Raw genomic sequence first — 20,221 nt, 5'->3', positions numbered from 1 at the left:
AACACCGCTCAATGAGCGGTGTTTTTTCATCGGACGGCGGCGAAAATTACTTCTTGGCAGCGCGTTCGAAGGAGGCGATGATTTCCGCTTTAGCCGCGGCAGCGTCTGCCCAGCCTTCCACTTTCACCCATTTGCCTTTTTCCAGATCTTTGTAGTGCTCGAAGAAGTGAGCGATCTGGGCTTTCAGCAGTTCCGGCAGGTCGTTCACGTCTTTCACGTGATCGTACTCTTTGGTCAGCTTGCTGTGCGGTACCGCAACCAGCTTGGCGTCTTCACCGGCTTCGTCGGTCATCTTCAGCACGCCAACCGGACGGCAGCGGATCACGGAGCCCGGCTGCAGCGGGTATGGGGTTGGGACCAGCACGTCAACCGGATCACCGTCCAGAGACAGAGTGTGGTTGATGTAGCCGTAGTTGCACGGGTAGAACATCGCGGTGGACATGAAACGGTCAACGAACAGCGCGCCGGTTTCTTTGTCGATTTCGTATTTGATTGGATCGGCGTTGGCCGGGATTTCGATTACTACGTAGATGTCTTCCGGCAGGTCTTTGCCAGCAGGGACCAGATTCAAGCTCATGTCGGTTTCCTTTAATCATCAAACCAGAAATGGAGTGGCGGCTATTATAGCGGACTCTTTTGCGATTTCCTGCCCTTTTCATCGTTGAAAACCCCGCGTGCCGGCGCAGGGATAATTTCCAGATTAATCCCGCCGCGGCATGAAGTTTTGTCTCCGCCTGCCGATAACTTCAACAAACAATAATGAGCCAGCAAAGCTGGCTCCGCGTTTTGCCACCCCTACTACGTCTGATCTCACTATTCTGAAGCCGGGAAGAACTCATGCTAAAAAAGATTACGGTGAAGGCTGGGCTGATCGCCCTGCTGAGCCTGATGACCATGCTGCTGATCATGGTCAGCGTTATTGGCGTCAATGCGATTAACGAAGGATCGCGCTCGATCCATACCTTAAACCAGATCCTCGGCGAAGAGCTGGGCTCGCTGGCCAACAGCTCCAACCTGACGCTGCGCGCCCGCACCGCCGCCTCGCTGGCGGTGCGCCAACGGGAGATCGGCCAGATCGATGTCGCTGACGCCACCGTGGGCCGCATTTACGGCTACCTCGAGCAGTCGAACAAGGAAATGGCGCGCTTTGTCGGCGTCGGCACCGTGACCGAGCGCGGCCGCGAACTCTCCAATCGTCTGCAAAACAGCTATCGCGCCTACCTCGAGCAGGGCGTGAAGCCGATGGCCGCCGCCATCAAGGCCGGTAAAATCGATGAGTATTACCATATTCAGGAGACCCGCATCTCTGCGTTGAGCATCGCGTTTGAAAAGGATCTCAGCGATTTCCGCAGCTTCGCCATGAAGCTCGGCGAAAAGCAGGTGTATGACGCGGAAAACAACGCCAGCACCAAGATCTCGTTGATCGTGGTGGCGGGCCTGCTCAGCGTGCTGCTGGCGGTGCTGGCCTGGTTCGCGCTGCGCGTGATCATTTTGCGCCCGTTGGATGAGTCCATCGCGCAGTTGGAACACATCGCCGGCGGCGATCTGACCCATGAGATCCGTGGTGAGGGCGATACCGAGATGGGCCGCCTGGTGCGGGCGATGCAGCGCATGCAGCAGGCGTTGGCCAGTTCGGTCAGCAAAGTGCGTGACGCCAGCAGCCAGATCGACACCGGTTCGCGCGAACTGGCGGCCGGCAACCTGCATCTGGCGCAGCGTACCGAAGAGTCGGCCGCGTCGCTGGAAGAGACCGCCGCCAGCATGGAACAGCTGACTTCGACGGTGAAAATGAACGCCGAGAACTGCGAGCAGGCCAATCAGCTGGCGCTGAGCGTGTCCGATATCGCCAACCAGGGCAGCGACGTGGTCAGTCAGGTCATGAGCAAGATGCAGGCGATCACCGACAGCTCGCGCCGCATCGCCGACATCATCAGCGTGATGGACGGCATCGCCTTCCAGACCAATATCCTGGCGTTGAACGCAGCGGTGGAAGCGGCGCGCGCCGGCGAACAGGGCCGCGGTTTCGCGGTGGTGGCCGGCGAAGTGCGCAATCTGGCGCAGCGCAGCGCCCAGTCGGCGAAAGAGATCAAAGGGTTGATCGAAGCGTCGCAGAACCGGGTGCAGGAAGGCGAGCAGATGGTGGAGTCGGCGGCGCAGACCATGAGCGGTATCACCGGTGAAGTGGGCCGGGTGACGGCGTTGATGCGTGAGATCTCGGCGGCGACGCGGGAACAAAGCAGCGGTATCGAACAGGTGAACCTGGCGGTGGCGCAGATGGATCAGGTGGCGCAGCAGAATGCGGCGCTGGTGGAAGAGTCGGCGGCGGCGACGCGCTCGCTGGAAGATCAGGCTCAGCTGCTGGCGCAGAGCATGGCGGCGTTCAAGCTGTAAGGCGATAGGGGTTCGGCGTGGCGCCGAACCCTTGCCAGAAACGCGTTACTCGTCCGGGTTTTCGGCGATGAAGCGTTCTGCGTCTTCCACCATCGACTTGGTGCCGACGAAGAATGGCGCGCGCTGGTGCAGTTTCACCGGCGTGATGTCCAGAATGCGATTTTTGCCGTCGCTGGCCTTGCCGCCGGCCTGTTCGGCCAGGAACGCCATCGGGTTGCATTCGTACAGCAGGCGCAGCTTGCCTTGCGGGTGGCTGGCGGTGCTTGGGTAGATGTAGATGCCGCCTTTCAGCAGGTTGCGGTGGAAGTCCGCCACCAGAGAACCGATGTAGCGCGAGGTGTAAGGGCGCTGCGTCGCTTCATCCTGCTCCTGGCAGTACTTGATGTATTTCTTCACGCCGAGAGGGAACTTGATGTAGTTGCCTTCGTTGATGGAATACATGTTGCCGCTCGCCGGGAAGCGCACTTTCTCGTGAGAGAGACAGAACACGCCCAGAGACGGATCGTACGTGAAGGCGTGGACGCCGTAACCGGTGGTGTACACCAGCATGGTGGACGAGCCGTAAACCACGTAACCCGCTGCGACCTGGGCGCTGCCCGGCTGCAGGAAGTCTTCTTCGGTCACCGGCGTGCCGACTGGCGTGATGCGACGATAGATAGAGAAAATCGTACCGACCGAGACGTTGACATCGATGTTGGACGAACCGTCCAACGGATCCATCAATACGACATACTTGGCATTTTCAGCTCGCTCGCCGTCGAATATCACGATTTCATCTTCTTCTTCGGAAGCGATACCCGCAACTTCACCACGCGCTTTCAACGCCGCTTTCAGTTTTTCGTTCGCGTACAGGTCCAGTTTCATCTGAACTTCGCCCTGTACGTTGGACACCCCGCTGGTCCCCAGAATATCAACCAGGCCGGCCTTGTTGATGTCGCGGTGGATGATTTTGGCGCCCAGTTTAATGGCAGAAAGTAACGCGGTCAGCTCGCCGGTGGCGTGCGAGAAGTCGTGCTGTTTCTCGACGATAAATTCGCCTAACGTTTTCATGACACAATCCCTGAATCTACGGATGGATAGCGGCCTGTTAACAAACCGCCAACGTTTTCGCGAGCAGTGTAGCCCAAAGATGCGCGCCATTCATAGGCAAATCCATTTCTTCTGGACGATTCTGAGCGTTAGAATATGCCGACATTCGATGCACTCACATGAGAAACCTATGCGCATTCACATTCTTGGGATCTGTGGCACCTTTATGGGCGGGCTGGCGATGCTGGCGCGCTCACTGGGGCATGACGTCACCGGTTCGGACGCCAACGTCTATCCGCCGATGAGCACGCTGCTGGAGAACCAGGGGATCGATCTGATTCAGGGTTATGATCCCGCCCAGCTGGATCCGGCGCCGGATCTGGTGATCATCGGCAACGCCATGACGCGCGGCAACCCGTGCGTGGAGGCGGTGCTGGAGCGCGGTATCCCTTACGTTTCCGGCCCGCAGTGGCTGCACGATGCCGTGTTGCGCGATCGCTGGGTACTGGCGGTCGCCGGCACCCACGGCAAAACCACCACCGCCGGCATGGCGACCTGGATCCTCGAAGCCTGCGGCTACCAGCCCGGCTTCGTCATCGGCGGCGTGCCGGGCAACTTCGACGTCTCGGCCCGCCTCGGCGGCAGCCCGTTCTTCGTGATCGAGGCCGACGAGTATGACTGCGCGTTCTTCGACAAACGCTCCAAGTTCGTGCACTACAGCCCGCGCACGCTGATCATGAACAACCTGGAGTTCGACCACGCCGATATCTTCGACGATCTGAAAGCCATCCAGAAACAGTTCCACCACCTGGTGCGCCTGGTGCCGGGCAAAGGCAAGATCATCCTGCCGGACAACGACAGCCACCTGAAGCAGGTGATGGCGATGGGCTGCTGGAGCGAACAGGAGCTGGTGGGCGAAGAGGGCGCCTGGCGTGCGCAGAAGCTGACGCCGGACGCCAGCCACTACGCGGTGTTCCTCGACGGCGAGCAGGTCGGCGAAGTGAACTGGGCGCTGGTGGGCGAGCACAACATGCATAACGGCCTGATGGCCATCGCCGCGACCCGTCACGTCGGCGTGCAGCCGGCGGACGCCTGCCGCGCGTTGGGCGATTTCATCAACGCCCGCCGCCGCCTGGAGCTGCGTGGCGAAGCCAACGGCGTCACGGTTTACGACGATTTCGCGCACCACCCGACGGCGATCCTGGCCACTCTGGCCGCGTTGCGCGGCAAGGTCGGCGGCACGGCGCGCATTCTGGCGGTGCTGGAGCCGCGATCCAACACCATGAAAATGGGCATCAGCAAAAACGATCTGGCGCCTTCGCTCGGCCGCGCCGACGAAGTGTTCCTGTTCCAGCCGCACCACATTCCGTGGCAGGTCGCGGAAGTGGCGGATGCCTGCGTGCAGCCGGCGCATTGGAGCGCGGATCTCGATACGCTGGTGGAGATGGTGGTGAAAACCGCGCAGCCGGGCGACCACATTCTGGTGATGAGCAACGGCGGTTTCGGCGGCATTCACGATCGCTTGCTGGACGCGTTGGCGAAAAAGCAGGAACCGAAGGTGACCTACTGATCGTTCAGCCGCATAAGCCAATCTAAGGGCCGCATTCGCGGCCTTTTTTACGCCCATAAAAAAGCCCTCGCGAGCGAGGGCAACGGGGTTCGTCGGATAGGACGACGAGAGGGTCTCTGGGAAATCGGCGTTTGCGTCAGAACTCGGCAGTGGCAGTGACGAGGGTAATCAGCTCTGCAAAGCCGTTCCCAGAGTTGTTATTTGTAAATCTCGGCGGTGGCGTGGTAGTTGCCTTCGTTACGGGCTTCGATCACGCGGTAGGCGGTCGCGCCTTTCGCGTCGGCTTTCTCCGACAACGCCTGGCGAATATCGGTCGGCGCGCCGTCGATACCGCTGACGGTAATGGTGCCGATAGATTGCAGATTGGCGGTCTGATCGTTAGTCACCAACTGGGCGGCAGATGCGCCGAAGGAGATGACGGACAGCAAACCGAGTGCAGCAAGAGTAGTTTTTATGTTCATGATAGCGATCCTTGTTCATAACAGCCTGGAAGGGCTTGGCAGCGATTTTTATTCTTGAAGGCCGTTATGACAGCGTTTGATTCCAGAGAGGTATTGCCCGTTGCCGGGTAATGCCGTTACTTATTTGTAGATTTCAGCGGTCGCGTGGAAGTTGCCGTCGTTGCGCGCTTCGATTACGCGGTAAGCGGTCGCCCCTTTGGCGTCAGCTTTGTCGGACAGCGCCTGGCGAATGTCGGAAGGCGCAGCGGCGACGCCGCTCACGGTGATCACACCGGCGGGCTGCAGTTTTGCGGCCTGGGTAGCATCAACAGATTGTGCTGCGAATGCACCAAAGGAAAGCATGGACAGAACGCTCAGGGTTGCAACGGTAGCTTTAATTTTCATCATCTCACCTCATCGTATTCTTTTATCAGTTCCAACGAACTGTGATTCAGTTCACGAAAATGAGTATACAGCTAGTAACGCGAAAAATTAATAGTTCGCTAACAGTTGCTAGTGAAACTTTAACCTCATGATCCTTATTTTTTATAACCGTAAGGAATAAAAAACGCTCATAAAACGATCTTTTGATGTTAAATTTATGTAATTTCAATAAGGTAAGTGATTTTGACCAAAAGTGCGGAAGATCACAGTGGGTACTGCTGGTTACATGGATATGTCATGGAAATGTGTTGTTGCGGGATAAAAAAGCAGTGTTAAACGCGGTTGAAGGCTGGGAAGGTAATGCGAGGGTTAAAGAAGCGCTAACAAAATGCGGTTTACAGCCGCACTTTGTTAGCGCCAGGTTTCACAGCTCTTGCTCGAACACGCCCAGGATCGCTTCATGCAGCTTCTGAGCGGTAAAGCCGCTGGACGGGGTGACGAAAATCGTGTCGTCGCCGGCAATTGTGCCGAGGATACCCTGGGATTTACCCAGTGAGTCGAGCAGGCGGGCGATCAGCTGCGCGGCGCCCGGGCTGGTGTGGATCACCACGACGGCATCGTTATGGTCGACGTCGAGCACCAGATTCTTCAATGGGCTGGTGGTGGTCGGCACGCCGAGTTCGGCAGGAAGGCAATACACCATTTCCATTTTGGCATTGCGCGTACGTACCGCGCCGAACTTGGTCAGCATGCGCGATACTTTGGATTGGTTAATGTTTTCGAAGCCTTCTTCTTGCAGCGCCAAAACGATCTCGCCTTGAGAACTGAATTTTTCTTCTTTCAATAACGCTTTGAACGTCTTGATCAGATCTTCCTGTTTTGCGGGATTACGCATTTTGCACCGTGGAATGTTGATAGTGGAAGTCATGATTATGCATATAGATGAATTTTTATGCAACAAAGGCCGCCCCAAAGAAAATAAAAATGACCGGACGGCGAGGAAAGGGCGGCATTTTAACAAAATCCGGCCGCGATGAATATGCCCTTTTGACGACGGAAAATCGGCCTGCGGTGGTAAATAAAATGTTATTAAAATGATGTTGTTCTGATGTTGCGTAAGGGTGTAATGTAACGGCCGGTTAACTTGCTCGTGAATAACCTCGCACTATTTTTGATTAGTGTGCGCTATGCCCTTCATGCGTAAGCGATTTAATCTAAAATGGGCGCGACAGCGGCCGTTTTATTACACCTGCAGGCAAGAATTGGCTAATTTATTGTTTTGAAAGGTGTAATAACTTAAGGTCCGTAACCAACACATTCACGGCGCTTTATATATTTAAGATAATAAAGGAGTATAGGATGAAAGTTGCAGTTCTCGGTGCTGCTGGCGGTATCGGCCAGGCCCTCGCCCTTCTACTCAAAACCCAGCTTCCTTCAGGTTCTGAACTCTCTCTCTACGACATTGCCCCCGTTACCCCAGGCGTTGCCGTCGACTTAAGCCACATCCCAACCGCAGTTAAAATCAAAGGCTTCAGCGGCGAAGACGCGACTCCGGCTCTGCACGGCGCGGATGTGGTGCTGATTTCCGCCGGCGTGGCCCGTAAGCCTGGCATGGATCGCTCTGACCTGTTCAACGTTAACGCCGGCATCGTGCGTAATCTGATTGAGCAAGTGGCGAAAACTTGCCCGAAAGCCTGCATCGGCATCATCACCAACCCGGTTAACACCACGGTTGCCATCGCGGCGGAAGTGCTGAAAAAAGCCGGCGTTTACGACAAGAACAAACTGTTCGGCGTGACTTCGCTGGATATCATCCGTTCCAACACCTTCGTGGCCGAGCTGAAAGGCAAGCAGCCGGAAGAGTTGAACGTACCGGTGATCGGCGGCCACTCTGGCGTGACCATCCTGCCTCTGCTGTCGCAGATCCCTAGCGTGAGCTTCACCGAGCAGGAAGTGGCGGATCTGACCAAACGCATTCAGAATGCCGGTACCGAAGTGGTAGAAGCCAAAGCCGGCGGCGGATCTGCAACGCTGTCCATGGGTCAGGCGGCCGCCCGTTTCGGTCTGTCTCTGGTGCGTGCGCTGCAGGGCGAGAAAGGCGTTGTGGAATGCGCTTACGTTGAAGGCGACGGCAAATACGCTCGCTTCTTCGCGCAGCCGCTGGTGCTGGGCAAAAACGGCGTTGAAGAACGCAAAGATATCGGCACCCTGAGCGCCTTCGAGCAGAAAGCGCTGAACGAGATGCTGGACGTGCTGCATAAAGATATCGAACTGGGCGAGAAGTTCATCAATAACTGATCGACACCGATAGTCAGCCGATAAACGCCGCCGGACGCTGTTCCGGCGGTTTTTTTTTGCTCCGCGTTCACGATTTGATACGTGCTTTGCGATCCAGCAGGCAATCGCTGTGCGGATCGTAATAGCGGCTTGGCCAGATCTCCGAAGGGTGGATGCCTATCGCTTCGGCGATCAGCCATTCCCCCTTCGGCCACGGGCGCGACAGCGCATTGGCCAGCGTCGATGAGCTTAATCCGGCCTTGCGCGACACTGCCGCCAGCGTGGTGCCCTGCTTGCGTAGCGCCGCGATGATATCTGCCGGATGCCAATCTGGGTTCCTTGAATTCATGTTTACATTCCTTTTCTGATTAGCCAAAGTTGCGTTAGTGGTATAACTAACGGGTCATGGTTAAGCGTTTGAACAACGTGAAACGCTTATTCGGAAATAAGAATACCATTAAATTTCCTAAAAAATACCCAGGTAATTTCCAAAAAACGACATTGCCCACTATTGCCCAGAGATGATGGCTATGAAAAACGAGTGGTTTGCCGCCAAGGAACTGACAGGCATCGCAGGATTACCCTCCTCACCACAGGGAATCAATCTGATGGCCCGACGCGAAGGCTGGATCAGCCGCAGGCGTAAAGGCGTGCAGGGAAAAGCGTTGGAGTACCATATCGACAGCCTGCCTCCAGGCGTGCGTAACCTGCTGGCGCTGAAGGAGGACGGGGCGGCATATGACGTAGAACGCCAGGATCCGTTGGCGGTCTGGATCGAGTATTACTACCATTTGACGGAGAGCGAGCGCGAGAGAATGGTGGCTTTCCTGATGCGGGAAGGGATCGGCGGCCTGCTGGCGCGTATCGACGAAGAGAGCAATACCTAAGCAGGCCCGCGTGGGCGGGCCTGATGAACACATTTAGAAACGCGATTTCTTAAAAGTCGCGTTGTACCGCCAAATGGGCCAGGCCCTCCAGCGCTGTTCGGTGCTCTGATGCCGGCAATACCTGCAGCGCGGCGATCGCCTTGTCGGCTTCTTCCTCGGCGCGTTTGCGGGTGTATTCCAGCGAACCGCATTGCTGCATCGCCTGCAGCACCGGCTCCAACAGGTGACGGCCGTTGCCTTGCTCAATCGCGCCGCGGATCATGTCACGCTGGGCGTCGTCGCCGTTGTGCATCGCGTGCAGCAGCGGCAGGGTCGGTTTCCCTTCGTTCAGATCGTCGCCGGTGTTTTTGCCCAGGGTGCTGCCGTCGGCGCTGTAGTCGAGCAGATCGTCGATCAGCTGGAAAGCGGTGCCGAGGTAGCGGCCATAATCTTGCAGCGCCTGTTCTTGCTCAGCGTTGGCGCCGGACAGGATCGCCGACGATTGCGCCGCCGCTTCAAACAGACGGGCGGTTTTGCTGTAGATCACCCGCATATAACTTTCTTCGCTGATGTCGGGATCGTGCACGTTCATCAACTGCAGCACTTCACCTTCGGCGATGACGTTGACCGCCTCCGACATCAGCGCCAGCACGCGCAGGGATTCCAGGCTGGTCATCATCTGGAAGGCGCGGGTATAGATAAAGTCGCCGACCAGCACGCTGGCGGCGTTGCCGAACGCCGCGTTGGCGGTGGCTTTGCCGCGGCGCATGTCCGATTCGTCGACGACGTCGTCATGCAGCAGCGTGGCGGTATGAATGAATTCGATCAGGGCGGCGACGGTGACGTGCTTGTTGCCTTCGTAGCCCAACGCCCGCGCCGCCAGGACGGCGATCATCGGCCGGATGCGCTTACCGCCACCGCTGATAATGTAATAGCCAAGCTGATTGATGAGCGTGACATCGGAATTCAGCTGTTCGAGAATTGTTGCGTTCACGGCCGCCATATCTTGCGCGGTTAACTCGGTAATTTGCTCTAGGTTCATTGTGTTTTTTTCAGCTGTGTTTCTCTTCACCGCGTTGAGATCGCTGCTCACATCGGTACATGGCGGTAACTGTCCCTATGATTGTACTTGAAAAACGGTTCAGATAAACGCCACGAAAGAAACTGCGCTTTTTTTCTTCTTTTTTCTTGTTCTGATCTTATTCTGCTCTTGTCATGCGCTGCTTTTTTGCGTAGAATTCGCGCCCTATTGTGAATATTTATAGCGCGCTCTGAACTAACACAGTCGGGCACGCGGAAAGCGGAGTTTTATATGTACGCGGTTTTCCAAAGTGGTGGTAAACAACACCGAGTAAGCGAAGGTCAGACCGTTCGCTTGGAAAAGCTGGACATCGCAACTGGTGAAGCGGTTGAGTTTGACCAGATTCTGATGATCGCTAATGGCGAAGATATCAAAATCGGCGTTCCTTTCGTCGATGGCGGCAAGATCAAAGCTGAAGTCGTTGCTCACGGTCGTGGCGAGAAAATTAAAATCGTTAAGTTTCGTCGTCGTAAACACCACCGTAAGCAGCAGGGCCACCGTCAGTGGTTCACTGACGTTAAAATCACCGGCATCAGCGCTTAAGTTAGGAGAGCGGATTAATGGCACACAAAAAGGCTGGCGGCTCGACTCGTAACGGTCGCGATTCAGAAGCTAAACGTCTGGGCGTAAAACGCTTTGGCGGCGAAGCAGTACTGGCAGGCAGCATCATCGTTCGTCAGCGCGGCACCAAATTCCACGCTGGTACCAACGTGGGTTGCGGCAAAGACCACACTCTGTTTGCTTTGAAAGACGGTAAAGTCAAATTCGAAGTTAAAGGCCCGAGCAATCGTAAATTCATCAGCATCGAAGCTGAATAATTTTTCGAGCCTTACGAAATAGATGTAAGCCCCGCAATTCGTTGCGGGGCTTTTTACATTTATGGGTTGCCTGAGGGCAGGTCCGTCAGCGTTGGCGAAGGTGATATGGATACGAAGCAGCAGGTCGGCGTTGGCATTTCTCTGGCGTTAACCACGGCGGTTTGTTGGGGCGCGTTGCCGATCGCGATGAAAGAAGTGTTGGTGGTGATGGAGCCGTTTACCGTTGTCTGGTATCGCTTTACCATGGCCGCCATCGGTTTGGGCGTGATCCTTGCGGTGCGCGGCAAGCTGCCGCCGCTGACGATGTTCCGCCAGCCGCGTTGGCTGCTGCTGTTGGCGATCGCGACGGCGGGGCTGCTGGGCAACTTTGTGTTCTTCAGTTCCTCGCTGCAATACCTGAGCCCGACGGCGTCGCAGGTGATTGGCCAGCTGTCGCCAGTCGGTATGATGTTCGCCAGCGTGCTGATTTTAAAAGAACGCATGCGCATCACCCAGGTCATTGGCGCCCTGATGCTGATTTGCGGGCTGATGCTGTTTTTCAACGTCAGTCTGATAGAGATCTTCACCCGGCTGACGGACTACACGCTGGGCGTCATGCTGGGCGTGTGCGCGGCGATGGTCTGGGTGAGCTATGGCGTGGCGCAGAAGGTGTTGCTGCGCCGGCTGGCTTCGCCGCAGATCCTGGTTATGTTGTACACTTTATGTGCGATTGCGTTGTTCCCTCTGGCCAAACCCGAGGTGATTTTCCAGCTTAGCGGCTGGCAATTGGCGTGCCTGCTGTTTTGCGGCGCCAACACGCTGATCGGCTATGGCGCGCTGGCAGAAGCGATGGCGCGCTGGCAGGCGGCGCAGGTGAGCGCGTTGGTTACGTTGACCCCGCTGTTTACCCTGCTGTTTTCAGATTTATTGGCGCTGGCTTGGCCCCAGGCATTCGCCATGCCGACGCTGAACATCGTCGGCTATGTCGGTGCGTTTGTGGTTGTGGCGGGCGCCATGTTTTCCGCAATTGGTCACCGGTGGTGGCCGCGACGGGCAGACCCCCCCCTGGTTGCTCCTTTGAAGCAGCCCGGTGAATGATTTACGGAGACGGTAAATGAAGTTTGTAGATGAAGCAGCGATTCTGGTCGTTGCAGGCGACGGCGGCAACGGGTGCGTCAGCTTCCGCCGCGAAAAATATATCCCGAACGGTGGGCCTGACGGCGGCGACGGCGGCGACGGCGGCGACGTCTACCTGCTGGCGGACGAGAACCTTAACACCCTGATCGACTACCGCTTTGAGAAGTCTTTCCGCGCCGAGCGCGGCCAGAATGGCCAGAGCCGCGATTGTACCGGCAAACGCGGTAAAGACGTCATCATCAAGGTGCCGGTCGGCACGCGCGTGAAGGATCAGGGCACCGGCGAGATCCTCGGCGACATGACCCGCCACGAGCAGAAGCTGATGGTCGCCAAAGGCGGCTGGCACGGTCTGGGCAACACCCGTTTCAAATCTTCGGTCAACCGCGCGCCGCGTCAGAAGACGCTGGGTACCGCCGGCGAAGCGCGTGACCTGTTGCTGGAGCTGTTGCTGCTGGCCGATGTGGGCATGCTGGGGCTGCCGAACGCCGGCAAATCGACCTTCATCCGCGCGGTGTCCGCCGCCAAGCCGAAGGTGGCCGATTATCCGTTCACCACGCTGGTGCCGAGCCTGGGCGTGGTGCGCATGGACCACGAGCAGAGCTTTGTGGTCGCCGACATTCCGGGGCTGATCGAAGGCGCCTCCGAAGGCGCCGGCCTGGGTATTCGTTTCCTGAAACACCTGGAGCGTTGCCGCGTGCTGCTGCACCTGGTGGATATCGCGCCGATCGACGAATCCGATCCGGTGGAAAACGCCAAAGTCATTATCAACGAGTTGAACCAATACAGCGAAAATCTGGCGCAGAAGCCGCGCTGGCTGGTGTTCAACAAAATTGATGTGATTGGTGAGGAAGAAGCCGCCGAACGCGCCAAGGCGATTGTGGAAGGCATGGGCTGGGAAGGGAAGTACTACATGATCTCCGCCGCCAACCGCGAAGGCGTCAATGCGCTGTGCTGGGACGTGATGAACTTCATCAACACCCAGCCGAAAGCGATGGCGATCGAAGAAAGCGCACCGGAAAAAGTCGAATTCATGTGGGATGACTACCACCGCGAGCAAATCGCGGAAGTGGAAGCCGAAGCGGAAGATGACTGGGATGACGACTGGGACGAAGACGACGACGAAGGCGTCGAAATCATTTACCAGAAGTAATTCGGTGATAAAGGGCTCAGCAACGCTGGGCCCTTGTTATTTGAGCGCCTTTTCCGGCAGCCAGCACTGGGCATTCAGGCCGCGCGCATCGCGGCGGTTTTCCAGCGTCAAACGCCCCTGGTGCAGTTGCGCGATGCGGATCACGATATTCAGGCCCAGTCCGCTGCCGCCGTAGCGTTGATCCATGCGGCGAAACGCCTGCGTCAGTTCCCCGACCATCTCTTCCTTGATTCCCGGGCCATCGTCGATGACCTGCAGCAGATAGCCGTTGTCTTGCGGCGTTAACCGCACCTGTATCGCGCCGCCTTCCGGGCCGTAACGGTGGGCGTTTTCGACCAGGTTGCGCAGCAGCAGCCGCAGCAGCACCGGATCGCCGTTCACGGTGGCAGCAGCCGGCAATTGCCAGCCCAGCGTCTGCCCGCGTTGGGCGGCCATTTCGTCGAGCTCTTCACGCAGCGGCTGGATCACATCGGCCACCCAATCGAAATGCTGATAATGGCCGCTGGCGAAGTCTTGCCCGGCGCGCGACAGCATCAGCAACTGCTCGACGGTGTGCATCAGCTGATCGATGCGGGCGATCAGCGCCTGGCTGCCCTTGACGCCCTGCTTTTCCATCAGTTCCAGGTGCAGGCGGATGCCGGCCAGCGGCGTGCGCAGCTCGTGGGCGGCGTCGGCAGTGAACAGGCGTTCCTGTTGAATGGTGTTATCCAGCCGTGAAAACAGCTGATTGAGCGCATTGGTGACCGCCACCATTTCCTGACTGTCGCTGGTGATCGGCAGCGGCGTCAGGTTATCGGCAGAGCGTTTTTCCAGCCGTTGCTGCAATTGGTTGAGCGGGCGGATGATCCAACTGATGGCCCAAAACGACGCCAACAGCGTGACGATCATCATGATCAGCGAAGGCGCCAACAGCGACGCGATGGCCTCGGCAATCTCGGTATCGACGCGTTCGGTACGCACTTTGGCGGACAGGGTTTCGTCCACCAGGAAGCTGATCTGCTCCTGGCTTTCGTGCCACAGCCAGAAGGCGCTGATGAGTTGCGTGACCAGCAGGATCAGCGCCAGCATCAGCAGCAGGCGGCGGCGCATGCTGATCATGACGAGGGTTCCAGGCGGTAGCCGATGCCGCGCACGGTGCGGATGCGATCCTTGCCCAGTTTGCGGCGCAGGTTGTGGATATGCACTTCCAGGGTGTTGGACCCTAAATCGTCTTGCCAGGTGTAGAGATCCTGCTGCAGGAGTTCGCGGTTGACCGTCTGCCCGGCACGCATGATCAGGCGCGCCAGAATGGCGAACTCTTTCGGCGTGACCTCCACCGGCTGCTGTTGCAGATAGACCTGCTGGCTGGAGAGATTCAACTGCAGGTCATCCACCTGCATCAGATTGTCGCTGTGACCCTGGTAGCGCCGCAGGAGGGCGCGCACGCGCGCCTGCAACTCAACCAGCGCGAAGGGTTTGACCAGGTAGTCGTCGGCGCCGGCGTCCAGCCCATCGACGCGGTCTTCCAGGGCGTCGCGGGCGGTCAGGATCAGCACCGGCAGATCGATCTGTTGGCGGCGCCACTGCCGCAGCAGCGCGGCGCCGTCCATGTCCGGCAGACCGAGATCCAGGATCACCATGCTGTATTGGCTGGTGATGAGCAGGCTGCTGGCTTCCGCCGCTGTGGCGGCGCAGTCGCACACGTAGCCTTCGCCGGTCAGCGCCAGCGCCAACCCTTGTTGCAGCAGTTCATCATCTTCAACGACCAGCAGCTTCATGGCGATCCTCAGTTGTTTTGGTAAATATCCCGATACAGGCGACTTTCGAAACGCACCAGCGGCGCGCGGCGCTGTTTCTGATCTTCCGGCGGCACGGCGTAGCCGGAGAGATACTGCACGAAGGCCATGCGCTGGCCGCTGGCGGTAGTGATGAAGCCCGCCAGGTTGTAGACGCCCTGCAGCGCGCCGGTCTTGGCCGACACCTTGCCGTCTACGCCGGCCTCATGCAGGCCGCCGCGGTAGCGCAGGGTGCCGTCATAACCGGACAGCGGCAGCATCGAGATAAAGTTCAGCTCGCTGTCGTGCTGCGCGATGTACTGCAGCGCCTGCATCATGGTCGCCGGGGCCAGCAGGTTGTGGCGCGACAGGCCGGAACCGTCGGCGATGATGGTGTTGCCCAGATCGATGCCGGCCTTCTGGCGCAGCACCTGGCGTACCGCATCGGAACCTGCTCGCCAGGTGCCCGGCACGCCGAAGCGCTCGTGGCCGATCGTGCGGAAGACGGTATCGGCGATCATGTTGTCCGATTTCTTCAGCATGATTTTCAACAGATCGTGCAGCGGCGCCGACTGGGTTTGCGCGATCACCGTGCCGGTGATGCCGGGGCGCGTTTGGCGTTTCAAATGCCCGTCGATCTGGATATCGGCCTGAGTCAGCTCGTCTTTCAGTATGGCGCCCGCATAGCTGGCACCGTCCTGGATGGCGAAGGCCAACGGCAGCGGTTCGCTGCGCTGCGTCAGGCAGCCGGTCAGGGTAAAGCGGTTCAGCTCGCCCGGCACCACGTCCAGTTCGCAGTATTGCGCGTCTGCGGATCCGCGCGCCAGGGTGCGCACCTGGCTAAACATATTGACCGGATAATAGGAGGCGACGCGGATAAACGCCATGTCGCCCGGGTTCGGCGCGCTGTACAGCGAGACCGAGAAACAGTTGCGATCGACGATGGCGGCGGCCGGCGGCGCGCTGAAGCACTGCGTCAGATCGTTCCACGGCCAACCGGGCGCCTTGTCATGGCTGGCGAAGACCGAGGTATCGACCAGCACGTCGCCGCTGATTTGGCGCACGCCCTGCTTCTTCAGGACGGCCACCATATTGCGCAGGCTCTGACGTTTGAAGGTCGGATCGCCGCTGAAGCGGGCGATCAGGTTGCCGCGCAGCACGCCGTCGCGGATATCGCCCTGGCTCTCCAGCGTGGTGGTGAAACGGTAATCGGGCCCGAGTTGCAGCAATGCCGCCAGCGCCGTCAGCACTTTTTGGGTACTGGCCGGCAGCGCCATCTGCTGAGAGTGATAATCGATCGTCGGCGCACCGGCACCGATCTTCTGAACGACCAGGGCAAGGTTGGCCCCATCAGGCAGATATTGTGTGTACTCTTCAACCGGGGCCGCATTCGCATTCAGAACAAATGCGCAAGCCAATGCACTGACAATTCGTGAAAAACGCATAATCTCGGGATAACAGCTGGATAACGTGCCGTCATACTACGGTGCAATCAGGGAAAAAGTAAACGATGACCCTCAAGGAACTCTAGGCTAAAATGCGTATCAAAATGCAAAACCGATCTTGGCTTGGGCCCCGTTCCGAGTCAGGTTTCTTTTGTTTGTCGCCTGGAGGCGGGGGGCGGAATGCCAACCGTGTTTTCATACGAATACGTCAGGATGACGGTTATTTGAACAGGAAAGATTTAGAGGTATTTATACGATGAACCAAATTCCGATGACCTTGTTTGGCGCTGAAAAACTGCGCGAAGAGCTCGAATATCTGAAAAGCGTGCGCCGCCCGAAAATCATTGCGGATATCGCTGAAGCGCGTGAACACGGCGACTTGAAAGAAAATGCCGAGTACCATGCCGCCCGCGAACAGCAGGGTTTCTGCGAAGGCCGCATTCAGGAGATCGAAGCCAAGCTGTCCAATGCGCAGGTGATCGATATCACCAAGATGCCGAACACCGGTCGGGTGATCTTCGGCGCCACCGTATCGGTGATGAATCTGGACAGCGAAGAAGAAGTGACTTACCGCATCGTTGGCGACGATGAGGCCGATTTCAAGAAAAATCTGATTTCGGTAAACTCGCCGATGGCGCGCGGCCTGATCGGCAAAGAGCAAGACGATGTGGTGGTGATCAAAACCCCTGGCGGCGACGTGGAATACGAGATCCTGAAGGTCGAGTATCTCTGATCGGGACCGTTGGTCATTAATGCGCCAACGTTTTGTAAAGATAGGAAAAAGGCCGCAAGCGGCCTTTTATCTTGGTCAGGCGCATGGCACCTTTTCGTTAACCTGATGGTTATTAACGCGGTAGACTGATCTTGCGCTCTTTCGACGGGCGGTAAAGAATAAGCGTACTGCCGATAACTTGCACATTGCAGGCGCCCGTTTCACGCACGATAGCGTCGGCGATCAGGGTCTTGGTTTCGCGATCTTCAGCGGCGATTTTTACCTTGATCAGCTCATGATGCTCCAGAGCCTGTTCAATTTCAGCCAGCACCCCTTCGGTAAGACCGTTATTGCCCAGCATCACCACCGGTTTTAACGGATGCGCCAGGCCTTTCAGGTGCTGTTTTTGTTTATTATTCAGATTCATTGTCTTTTTTGCTTAAGTTGGGATTGAAAACGGTACATTCTACCGCCATCTCATGTATATCACCAAATCGGTCTTCACCGGTGTGAGTCTACGTGAGCAGCGACCCTGACATAAGACTCTTTTTATGATAGTTGGAAAACGAGATGGCTAATAAAAAGCGTTCGGCTAGCTCCAGTCGCTGGTTACAAGAACACTTTAGCGATAAATATGTACAGCAGGCGCAGAAAAAGGGACTGCGTTCCCGTGCCTGGTTTAAACTTGATGAAATACAGCAGAGCGACAAACTGTTCAAACCGGGCATGACCGTGGTTGACCTGGGCGCCGCACCGGGCGGCTGGTCGCAGTATGTGGTCACCCAAATCGGCGGTACCGGGCGCATCATCGCCTGTGATATTTTGCCAATGGATCCTATCGTTGGCGTCGATTTCCTTCAGGGCGATTTTCGTGATGAACTGGTGCTGAAGGCGCTGTTGGAACGAGTAGGCGAGAGTAAGGTTCAGGTGGTCATGTCAGATATGGCCCCGAATATGAGTGGCACCCCGGCGGTCGACATTCCAAGGTCGATGTATCTGGTGGAGTTGGCGCTGGATATGTGTCGTGATGTCCTCGCACCAGGCGGAAGTTTCCTGGTGAAGGTGTTCCAGGGAGATGGCTTTGACGAGTACCTACGGGAAATTCGCTCCCTGTTTACGAAGGTTAAGATTCGTAAGCCAGACGCTTCCCGCGCCCGTTCGCGCGAAGTGTACATTGTAGCGACAGGGCGCAAACTGTAGTACCCTAACGCTGTTTGTTAACACAGTTGTAAGATGAGGTTAATCCCTTGAGTGACATGGCGAAAAACCTAATTCTCTGGTTAGTCATCGCGGTAGTGTTGATGTCTGTATTCCAGAGCTTTGGGCCCAGCGAGTCGAATGGCCGTAGGGTGGATTACTCTACCTTCATGTCCGAACTGACCCAGGACCAGGTTCGCGAAGCGCGAATCAACGGACGTGAAATTAACGTTACCAAGAAAGACAGTAACAAATACACGACCTACATCCCTGTCAACGATCCCAAGTTGCTGGATACGTTGTTAACGAAGAATGTGAAAGTTGTCGGCGAGCCGCCTGAAGAGCCGAGCCTGCTGGCTTCTATCTTTATCTCCTGGTTCCCGATGCTGTTGCTGATCGGGGTCTGGATCTTCTTTATGCGGCAAATGCAGGGCGGCGGCGGCAAGGGCGCGATGTCCTTCGGCAAGAGCAAGGCCCGCATGCTGACGGAAGACCAGATCAAGACCACTTTCGCCGATGTCGCCGGGTGTGACGAAGCGAAAGAAGAGGTGAGCGAACTGGTGGAATACCTGCGCGAGCCGAGCCGTTTCCAGAAATTGGGCGGCAAGATCCCGAAAGGCGTGCTGATGGTCGGCCCGCCGGGGACCGGTAAAACGCTGTTGGCGAAAGCGATCGCCGGCGAAGCGAAGGTGCCGTTCTTCACCATTTCCGGTTCCGACTTCGTTGAAATGTTCGTCGGCGTGGGGGCATCCCGCGTGCGTGATATGTTTGAACAAGCGAAGAAAGCCGCGCCGTGCATCATCTTCATCGATGAAATCGACGCCGTCGGCCGCCAGCGTGGCGCCGGCCTGGGTGGCGGTCACGATGAGCGCGAGCAGACCCTGAACCAGATGCTGGTTGAGATGGACGGTTTCGAAGGCAACGAGGGCATCATCGTCATCGCGGCCACCAACCGTCCGGACGTGCTTGACCCTGCGCTGCTGCGCCCGGGCCGTTTCGACCGTCAGGTCGTGGTCGGGCTGCCGGATGTGCGTGGCCGTGAGCAGATCCTGAAGGTGCACATGCGCCGCGTGCCGTTGGCTGCCGACATCGACGCCTCCGTCATTGCGCGCGGTACGCCGGGCTTCTCCGGTGCCGACCTGGCCAACCTGGTCAACGAAGCGGCGCTGTTCGCCGCCCGCGGCAACAAGCGCGTGGTGTCGATGGTGGAGTTCGAGAAAGCCAAAGACAAGATCATGATGGGTGCGGAACGTCGCTCCATGGTGATGACCGAAGCGCAGAAAGAGTCGACCGCGTATCACGAAGCGGGCCACGCCATCATCGGCCGCCTGGTTCCTGAACACGATCCGGTACACAAAGTGACGATCATTCCTCGTGGCCGTGCGCTTGGCGTGACCTTCTTCCTGCCGGAAGGGGATGCGATCAGCGCCAGCCGTCAGAAGCTGGAGAGCCAAATCTCCACCCTGTACGGCGGCCGTCTGGCGGAAGAGATCATCTACGGGCCGGAAAAAGTCTCTACCGGTGCGTCGAACGACATCAAAGTGGCGACCTCCATCGCCCGCAACATGGTGACCCAATGGGGCTTCTCCGAGAAGCTGGGGCCGCTGCTGTATGCGGAAGAAGAAGGTGAAGTGTTCCTGGGCCGCTCCGTGGCCAAGGCGAAGCACATGTCGGATGAAACCGCGCGTATCATCGACCAGGAAGTGAAGTCGCTGATCGAACGTAACTACACGCGTGCTCGCTCGCTGCTGATGGAAAACATGGACATCCTGCACTCGATGAAGGATGCGCTGATGAAGTATGAAACCATCGATGCGCCGCAGATCGACGATCTGATGAACCGCAAAGACGTGCGTCCGCCGGCGGGCTGGGACGATGCGAACAAAGGCAACAGCTCCGACAACGGCGGCACCCCGAAAGCCCCGACGCCGGTAGATGAGCCGCGCACCCCAACGCCGGGCAACACCATGTCCGAACAGCTCGACAAGTAA

At 57.5% G+C, this 20,221-nt stretch carries 22 protein-coding genes; 11 read left to right on the top strand and 11 right to left on the bottom strand.

The window, feature by feature from the left end:
- Positions 1 to 46: 46 nt before the first annotated feature.
- The gene (gene ppa, locus ACP39K_RS15565; protein WP_004933594.1) at positions 47 to 577 is read right to left on the bottom strand and encodes an inorganic diphosphatase; all 531 of its coding nucleotides are present in this window, start codon (positions 575 to 577) and stop codon (positions 47 to 49) included.
- A gap of 260 nt (positions 578 to 837) precedes the next feature.
- On the opposite strand from ppa, the gene ACP39K_RS15560 reads away from it, so the two are divergent.
- Positions 838 to 2,391, top strand: a complete 1,554-nt coding sequence (locus ACP39K_RS15560) for a methyl-accepting chemotaxis protein (protein ID WP_016929339.1) — start codon at positions 838 to 840, stop codon at positions 2,389 to 2,391.
- Positions 2,392 to 2,436: 45 nt separating this feature from the next.
- Here the strand turns inward: ACP39K_RS15560 and fbp are convergent, their stop codons facing one another.
- Complete coding sequence (gene fbp / locus ACP39K_RS15555) at positions 2,437 to 3,441, bottom strand: class 1 fructose-bisphosphatase (protein WP_004933587.1); 1,005 nt, start codon at positions 3,439 to 3,441, stop codon at positions 2,437 to 2,439.
- A 169-nt stretch (positions 3,442 to 3,610) separates the two neighbouring features.
- Here fbp and mpl point away from each other — a divergent pair, with 169 nt between their 5' ends.
- Positions 3,611 to 4,990 carry a UDP-N-acetylmuramate:L-alanyl-gamma-D-glutamyl-meso-diaminopimelate ligase gene (gene mpl, locus ACP39K_RS15550; RefSeq protein ID WP_016929338.1) on the top strand — a complete coding sequence of 460 codons (1,380 nt, stop codon included), beginning with the start codon at positions 3,611 to 3,613 and terminating at the stop codon, positions 4,988 to 4,990.
- A 197-nt stretch (positions 4,991 to 5,187) separates the two neighbouring features.
- On the opposite strand, the gene yhcN (ACP39K_RS15545) is transcribed toward mpl, so the two are convergent.
- The 3 genes from yhcN (ACP39K_RS15545) to argR all read right to left on the bottom strand — a co-directional run bounded on the left by yhcN (ACP39K_RS15545) (position 5,188) and on the right by argR (position 6,709).
- A complete protein-coding gene (gene yhcN / locus ACP39K_RS15545) occupies positions 5,188 to 5,451 on the bottom strand; it encodes a peroxide/acid stress response protein YhcN (protein ID WP_497008644.1) in 264 nt (87 codons plus the stop codon).
- Positions 5,452 to 5,571: 120 nt separating this feature from the next.
- Positions 5,572 to 5,835 carry a peroxide/acid stress response protein YhcN gene (gene yhcN, locus ACP39K_RS15540; protein ID WP_004933574.1) on the bottom strand — a complete coding sequence of 88 codons (264 nt, stop codon included), beginning with the start codon at positions 5,833 to 5,835 and terminating at the stop codon, positions 5,572 to 5,574.
- Between the two features lie 403 nt (positions 5,836 to 6,238).
- A complete protein-coding gene (gene argR, locus ACP39K_RS15535) occupies positions 6,239 to 6,709 on the bottom strand; it encodes a transcriptional regulator ArgR (RefSeq protein ID WP_016929335.1) in 471 nt (156 codons plus the stop codon).
- A 464-nt stretch (positions 6,710 to 7,173) separates the two neighbouring features.
- On the opposite strand from argR, the gene mdh reads away from it, so the two are divergent.
- On the top strand, positions 7,174 to 8,112 hold the full coding sequence (gene mdh, locus ACP39K_RS15530; protein ID WP_048796300.1) for a malate dehydrogenase: 939 nt from the start codon (positions 7,174 to 7,176) through the stop codon (positions 8,110 to 8,112).
- Positions 8,113 to 8,179: 67 nt separating this feature from the next.
- On the opposite strand, the gene ACP39K_RS15525 is transcribed toward mdh, so the two are convergent.
- A complete protein-coding gene (locus ACP39K_RS15525) occupies positions 8,180 to 8,440 on the bottom strand; it encodes a helix-turn-helix domain-containing protein (protein WP_004933567.1) in 261 nt (86 codons plus the stop codon).
- Between the two features lie 181 nt (positions 8,441 to 8,621).
- On the opposite strand from ACP39K_RS15525, the gene ACP39K_RS15520 reads away from it, so the two are divergent.
- A complete protein-coding gene (locus tag ACP39K_RS15520; protein WP_028127572.1) occupies positions 8,622 to 8,978 on the top strand; it encodes a DNA-binding protein in 357 nt (118 codons plus the stop codon).
- Between the two features lie 49 nt (positions 8,979 to 9,027).
- On the opposite strand, the gene ispB is transcribed toward ACP39K_RS15520, so the two are convergent.
- Positions 9,028 to 9,999, bottom strand: a complete 972-nt coding sequence (gene ispB, locus ACP39K_RS15515) for an octaprenyl diphosphate synthase (protein WP_049198340.1) — start codon at positions 9,997 to 9,999, stop codon at positions 9,028 to 9,030.
- Positions 10,000 to 10,269: 270 nt separating this feature from the next.
- Here ispB and rplU point away from each other — a divergent pair, with 270 nt between their 5' ends.
- The 4 genes from rplU to cgtA all read left to right on the top strand — a co-directional run bounded on the left by rplU (position 10,270) and on the right by cgtA (position 13,122).
- Positions 10,270 to 10,581 carry a 50S ribosomal protein L21 gene (gene rplU / locus ACP39K_RS15510; RefSeq protein WP_004933561.1) on the top strand — a complete coding sequence of 104 codons (312 nt, stop codon included), beginning with the start codon at positions 10,270 to 10,272 and terminating at the stop codon, positions 10,579 to 10,581.
- Positions 10,582 to 10,598: 17 nt separating this feature from the next.
- Entirely contained in the window at positions 10,599 to 10,856 is a 258-nt protein-coding gene (gene rpmA, locus ACP39K_RS15505) for a 50S ribosomal protein L27 (protein ID WP_004933559.1), read from the top strand.
- A 105-nt stretch (positions 10,857 to 10,961) separates the two neighbouring features.
- On the top strand, positions 10,962 to 11,933 hold the full coding sequence (locus tag ACP39K_RS15500) for a DMT family transporter (RefSeq protein WP_021504260.1): 972 nt from the start codon (positions 10,962 to 10,964) through the stop codon (positions 11,931 to 11,933).
- Between the two features lie 16 nt (positions 11,934 to 11,949).
- Entirely contained in the window at positions 11,950 to 13,122 is a 1,173-nt protein-coding gene (gene cgtA / locus ACP39K_RS15495; protein WP_004933553.1) for an Obg family GTPase CgtA, read from the top strand.
- Positions 13,123 to 13,158: 36 nt separating this feature from the next.
- On the opposite strand, the gene pmrB is transcribed toward cgtA, so the two are convergent.
- From pmrB to dacB, 3 genes are read right to left on the bottom strand one after another with little or no spacing between them, the layout of a single operon-like run.
- Positions 13,159 to 14,220, bottom strand: coding sequence for a two-component system sensor histidine kinase PmrB (pmrB, locus tag ACP39K_RS15490; protein WP_021504259.1), 1,062 nt, complete (start codon positions 14,218 to 14,220; stop codon positions 13,159 to 13,161).
- Positions 14,217 to 14,879 (bottom strand): two-component system response regulator PmrA, encoded by a 663-nt coding sequence (gene pmrA / locus ACP39K_RS15485; RefSeq protein ID WP_004933545.1) that lies wholly within the window; start codon positions 14,877 to 14,879, stop codon positions 14,217 to 14,219. The genes pmrB and pmrA overlap by 4 nt, the downstream gene beginning before the upstream one ends.
- A gap of 8 nt (positions 14,880 to 14,887) precedes the next feature.
- Entirely contained in the window at positions 14,888 to 16,321 is a 1,434-nt protein-coding gene (gene dacB, locus ACP39K_RS15480; RefSeq protein WP_497008643.1) for a serine-type D-Ala-D-Ala carboxypeptidase, read from the bottom strand.
- A 256-nt stretch (positions 16,322 to 16,577) separates the two neighbouring features.
- Here dacB and greA point away from each other — a divergent pair, with 256 nt between their 5' ends.
- A complete protein-coding gene (greA, locus tag ACP39K_RS15475) occupies positions 16,578 to 17,054 on the top strand; it encodes a transcription elongation factor GreA (protein WP_004933539.1) in 477 nt (158 codons plus the stop codon).
- Positions 17,055 to 17,166: 112 nt separating this feature from the next.
- Here the strand turns inward: greA and yhbY are convergent, their stop codons facing one another.
- On the bottom strand, positions 17,167 to 17,460 hold the full coding sequence (gene yhbY / locus ACP39K_RS15470; protein ID WP_004933536.1) for a ribosome assembly RNA-binding protein YhbY: 294 nt from the start codon (positions 17,458 to 17,460) through the stop codon (positions 17,167 to 17,169).
- A 143-nt stretch (positions 17,461 to 17,603) separates the two neighbouring features.
- Here yhbY and rlmE point away from each other — a divergent pair, with 143 nt between their 5' ends.
- The gene (gene rlmE / locus ACP39K_RS15465) at positions 17,604 to 18,233 is read left to right on the top strand and encodes a 23S rRNA (uridine(2552)-2'-O)-methyltransferase RlmE (protein WP_004933533.1); all 630 of its coding nucleotides are present in this window, start codon (positions 17,604 to 17,606) and stop codon (positions 18,231 to 18,233) included.
- Positions 18,234 to 18,289: 56 nt separating this feature from the next.
- Positions 18,290 to 20,221 (top strand): ATP-dependent zinc metalloprotease FtsH, encoded by a 1,932-nt coding sequence (ftsH, locus tag ACP39K_RS15460; RefSeq protein ID WP_004933529.1) that lies wholly within the window; start codon positions 18,290 to 18,292, stop codon positions 20,219 to 20,221.

Source organism: Serratia sp. EC4 (genome assembly GCF_059652115.1).
Note: the sequence above shows the minus strand (reverse complement) of the source record. Positions and strands in the feature narration are given on the sequence as shown.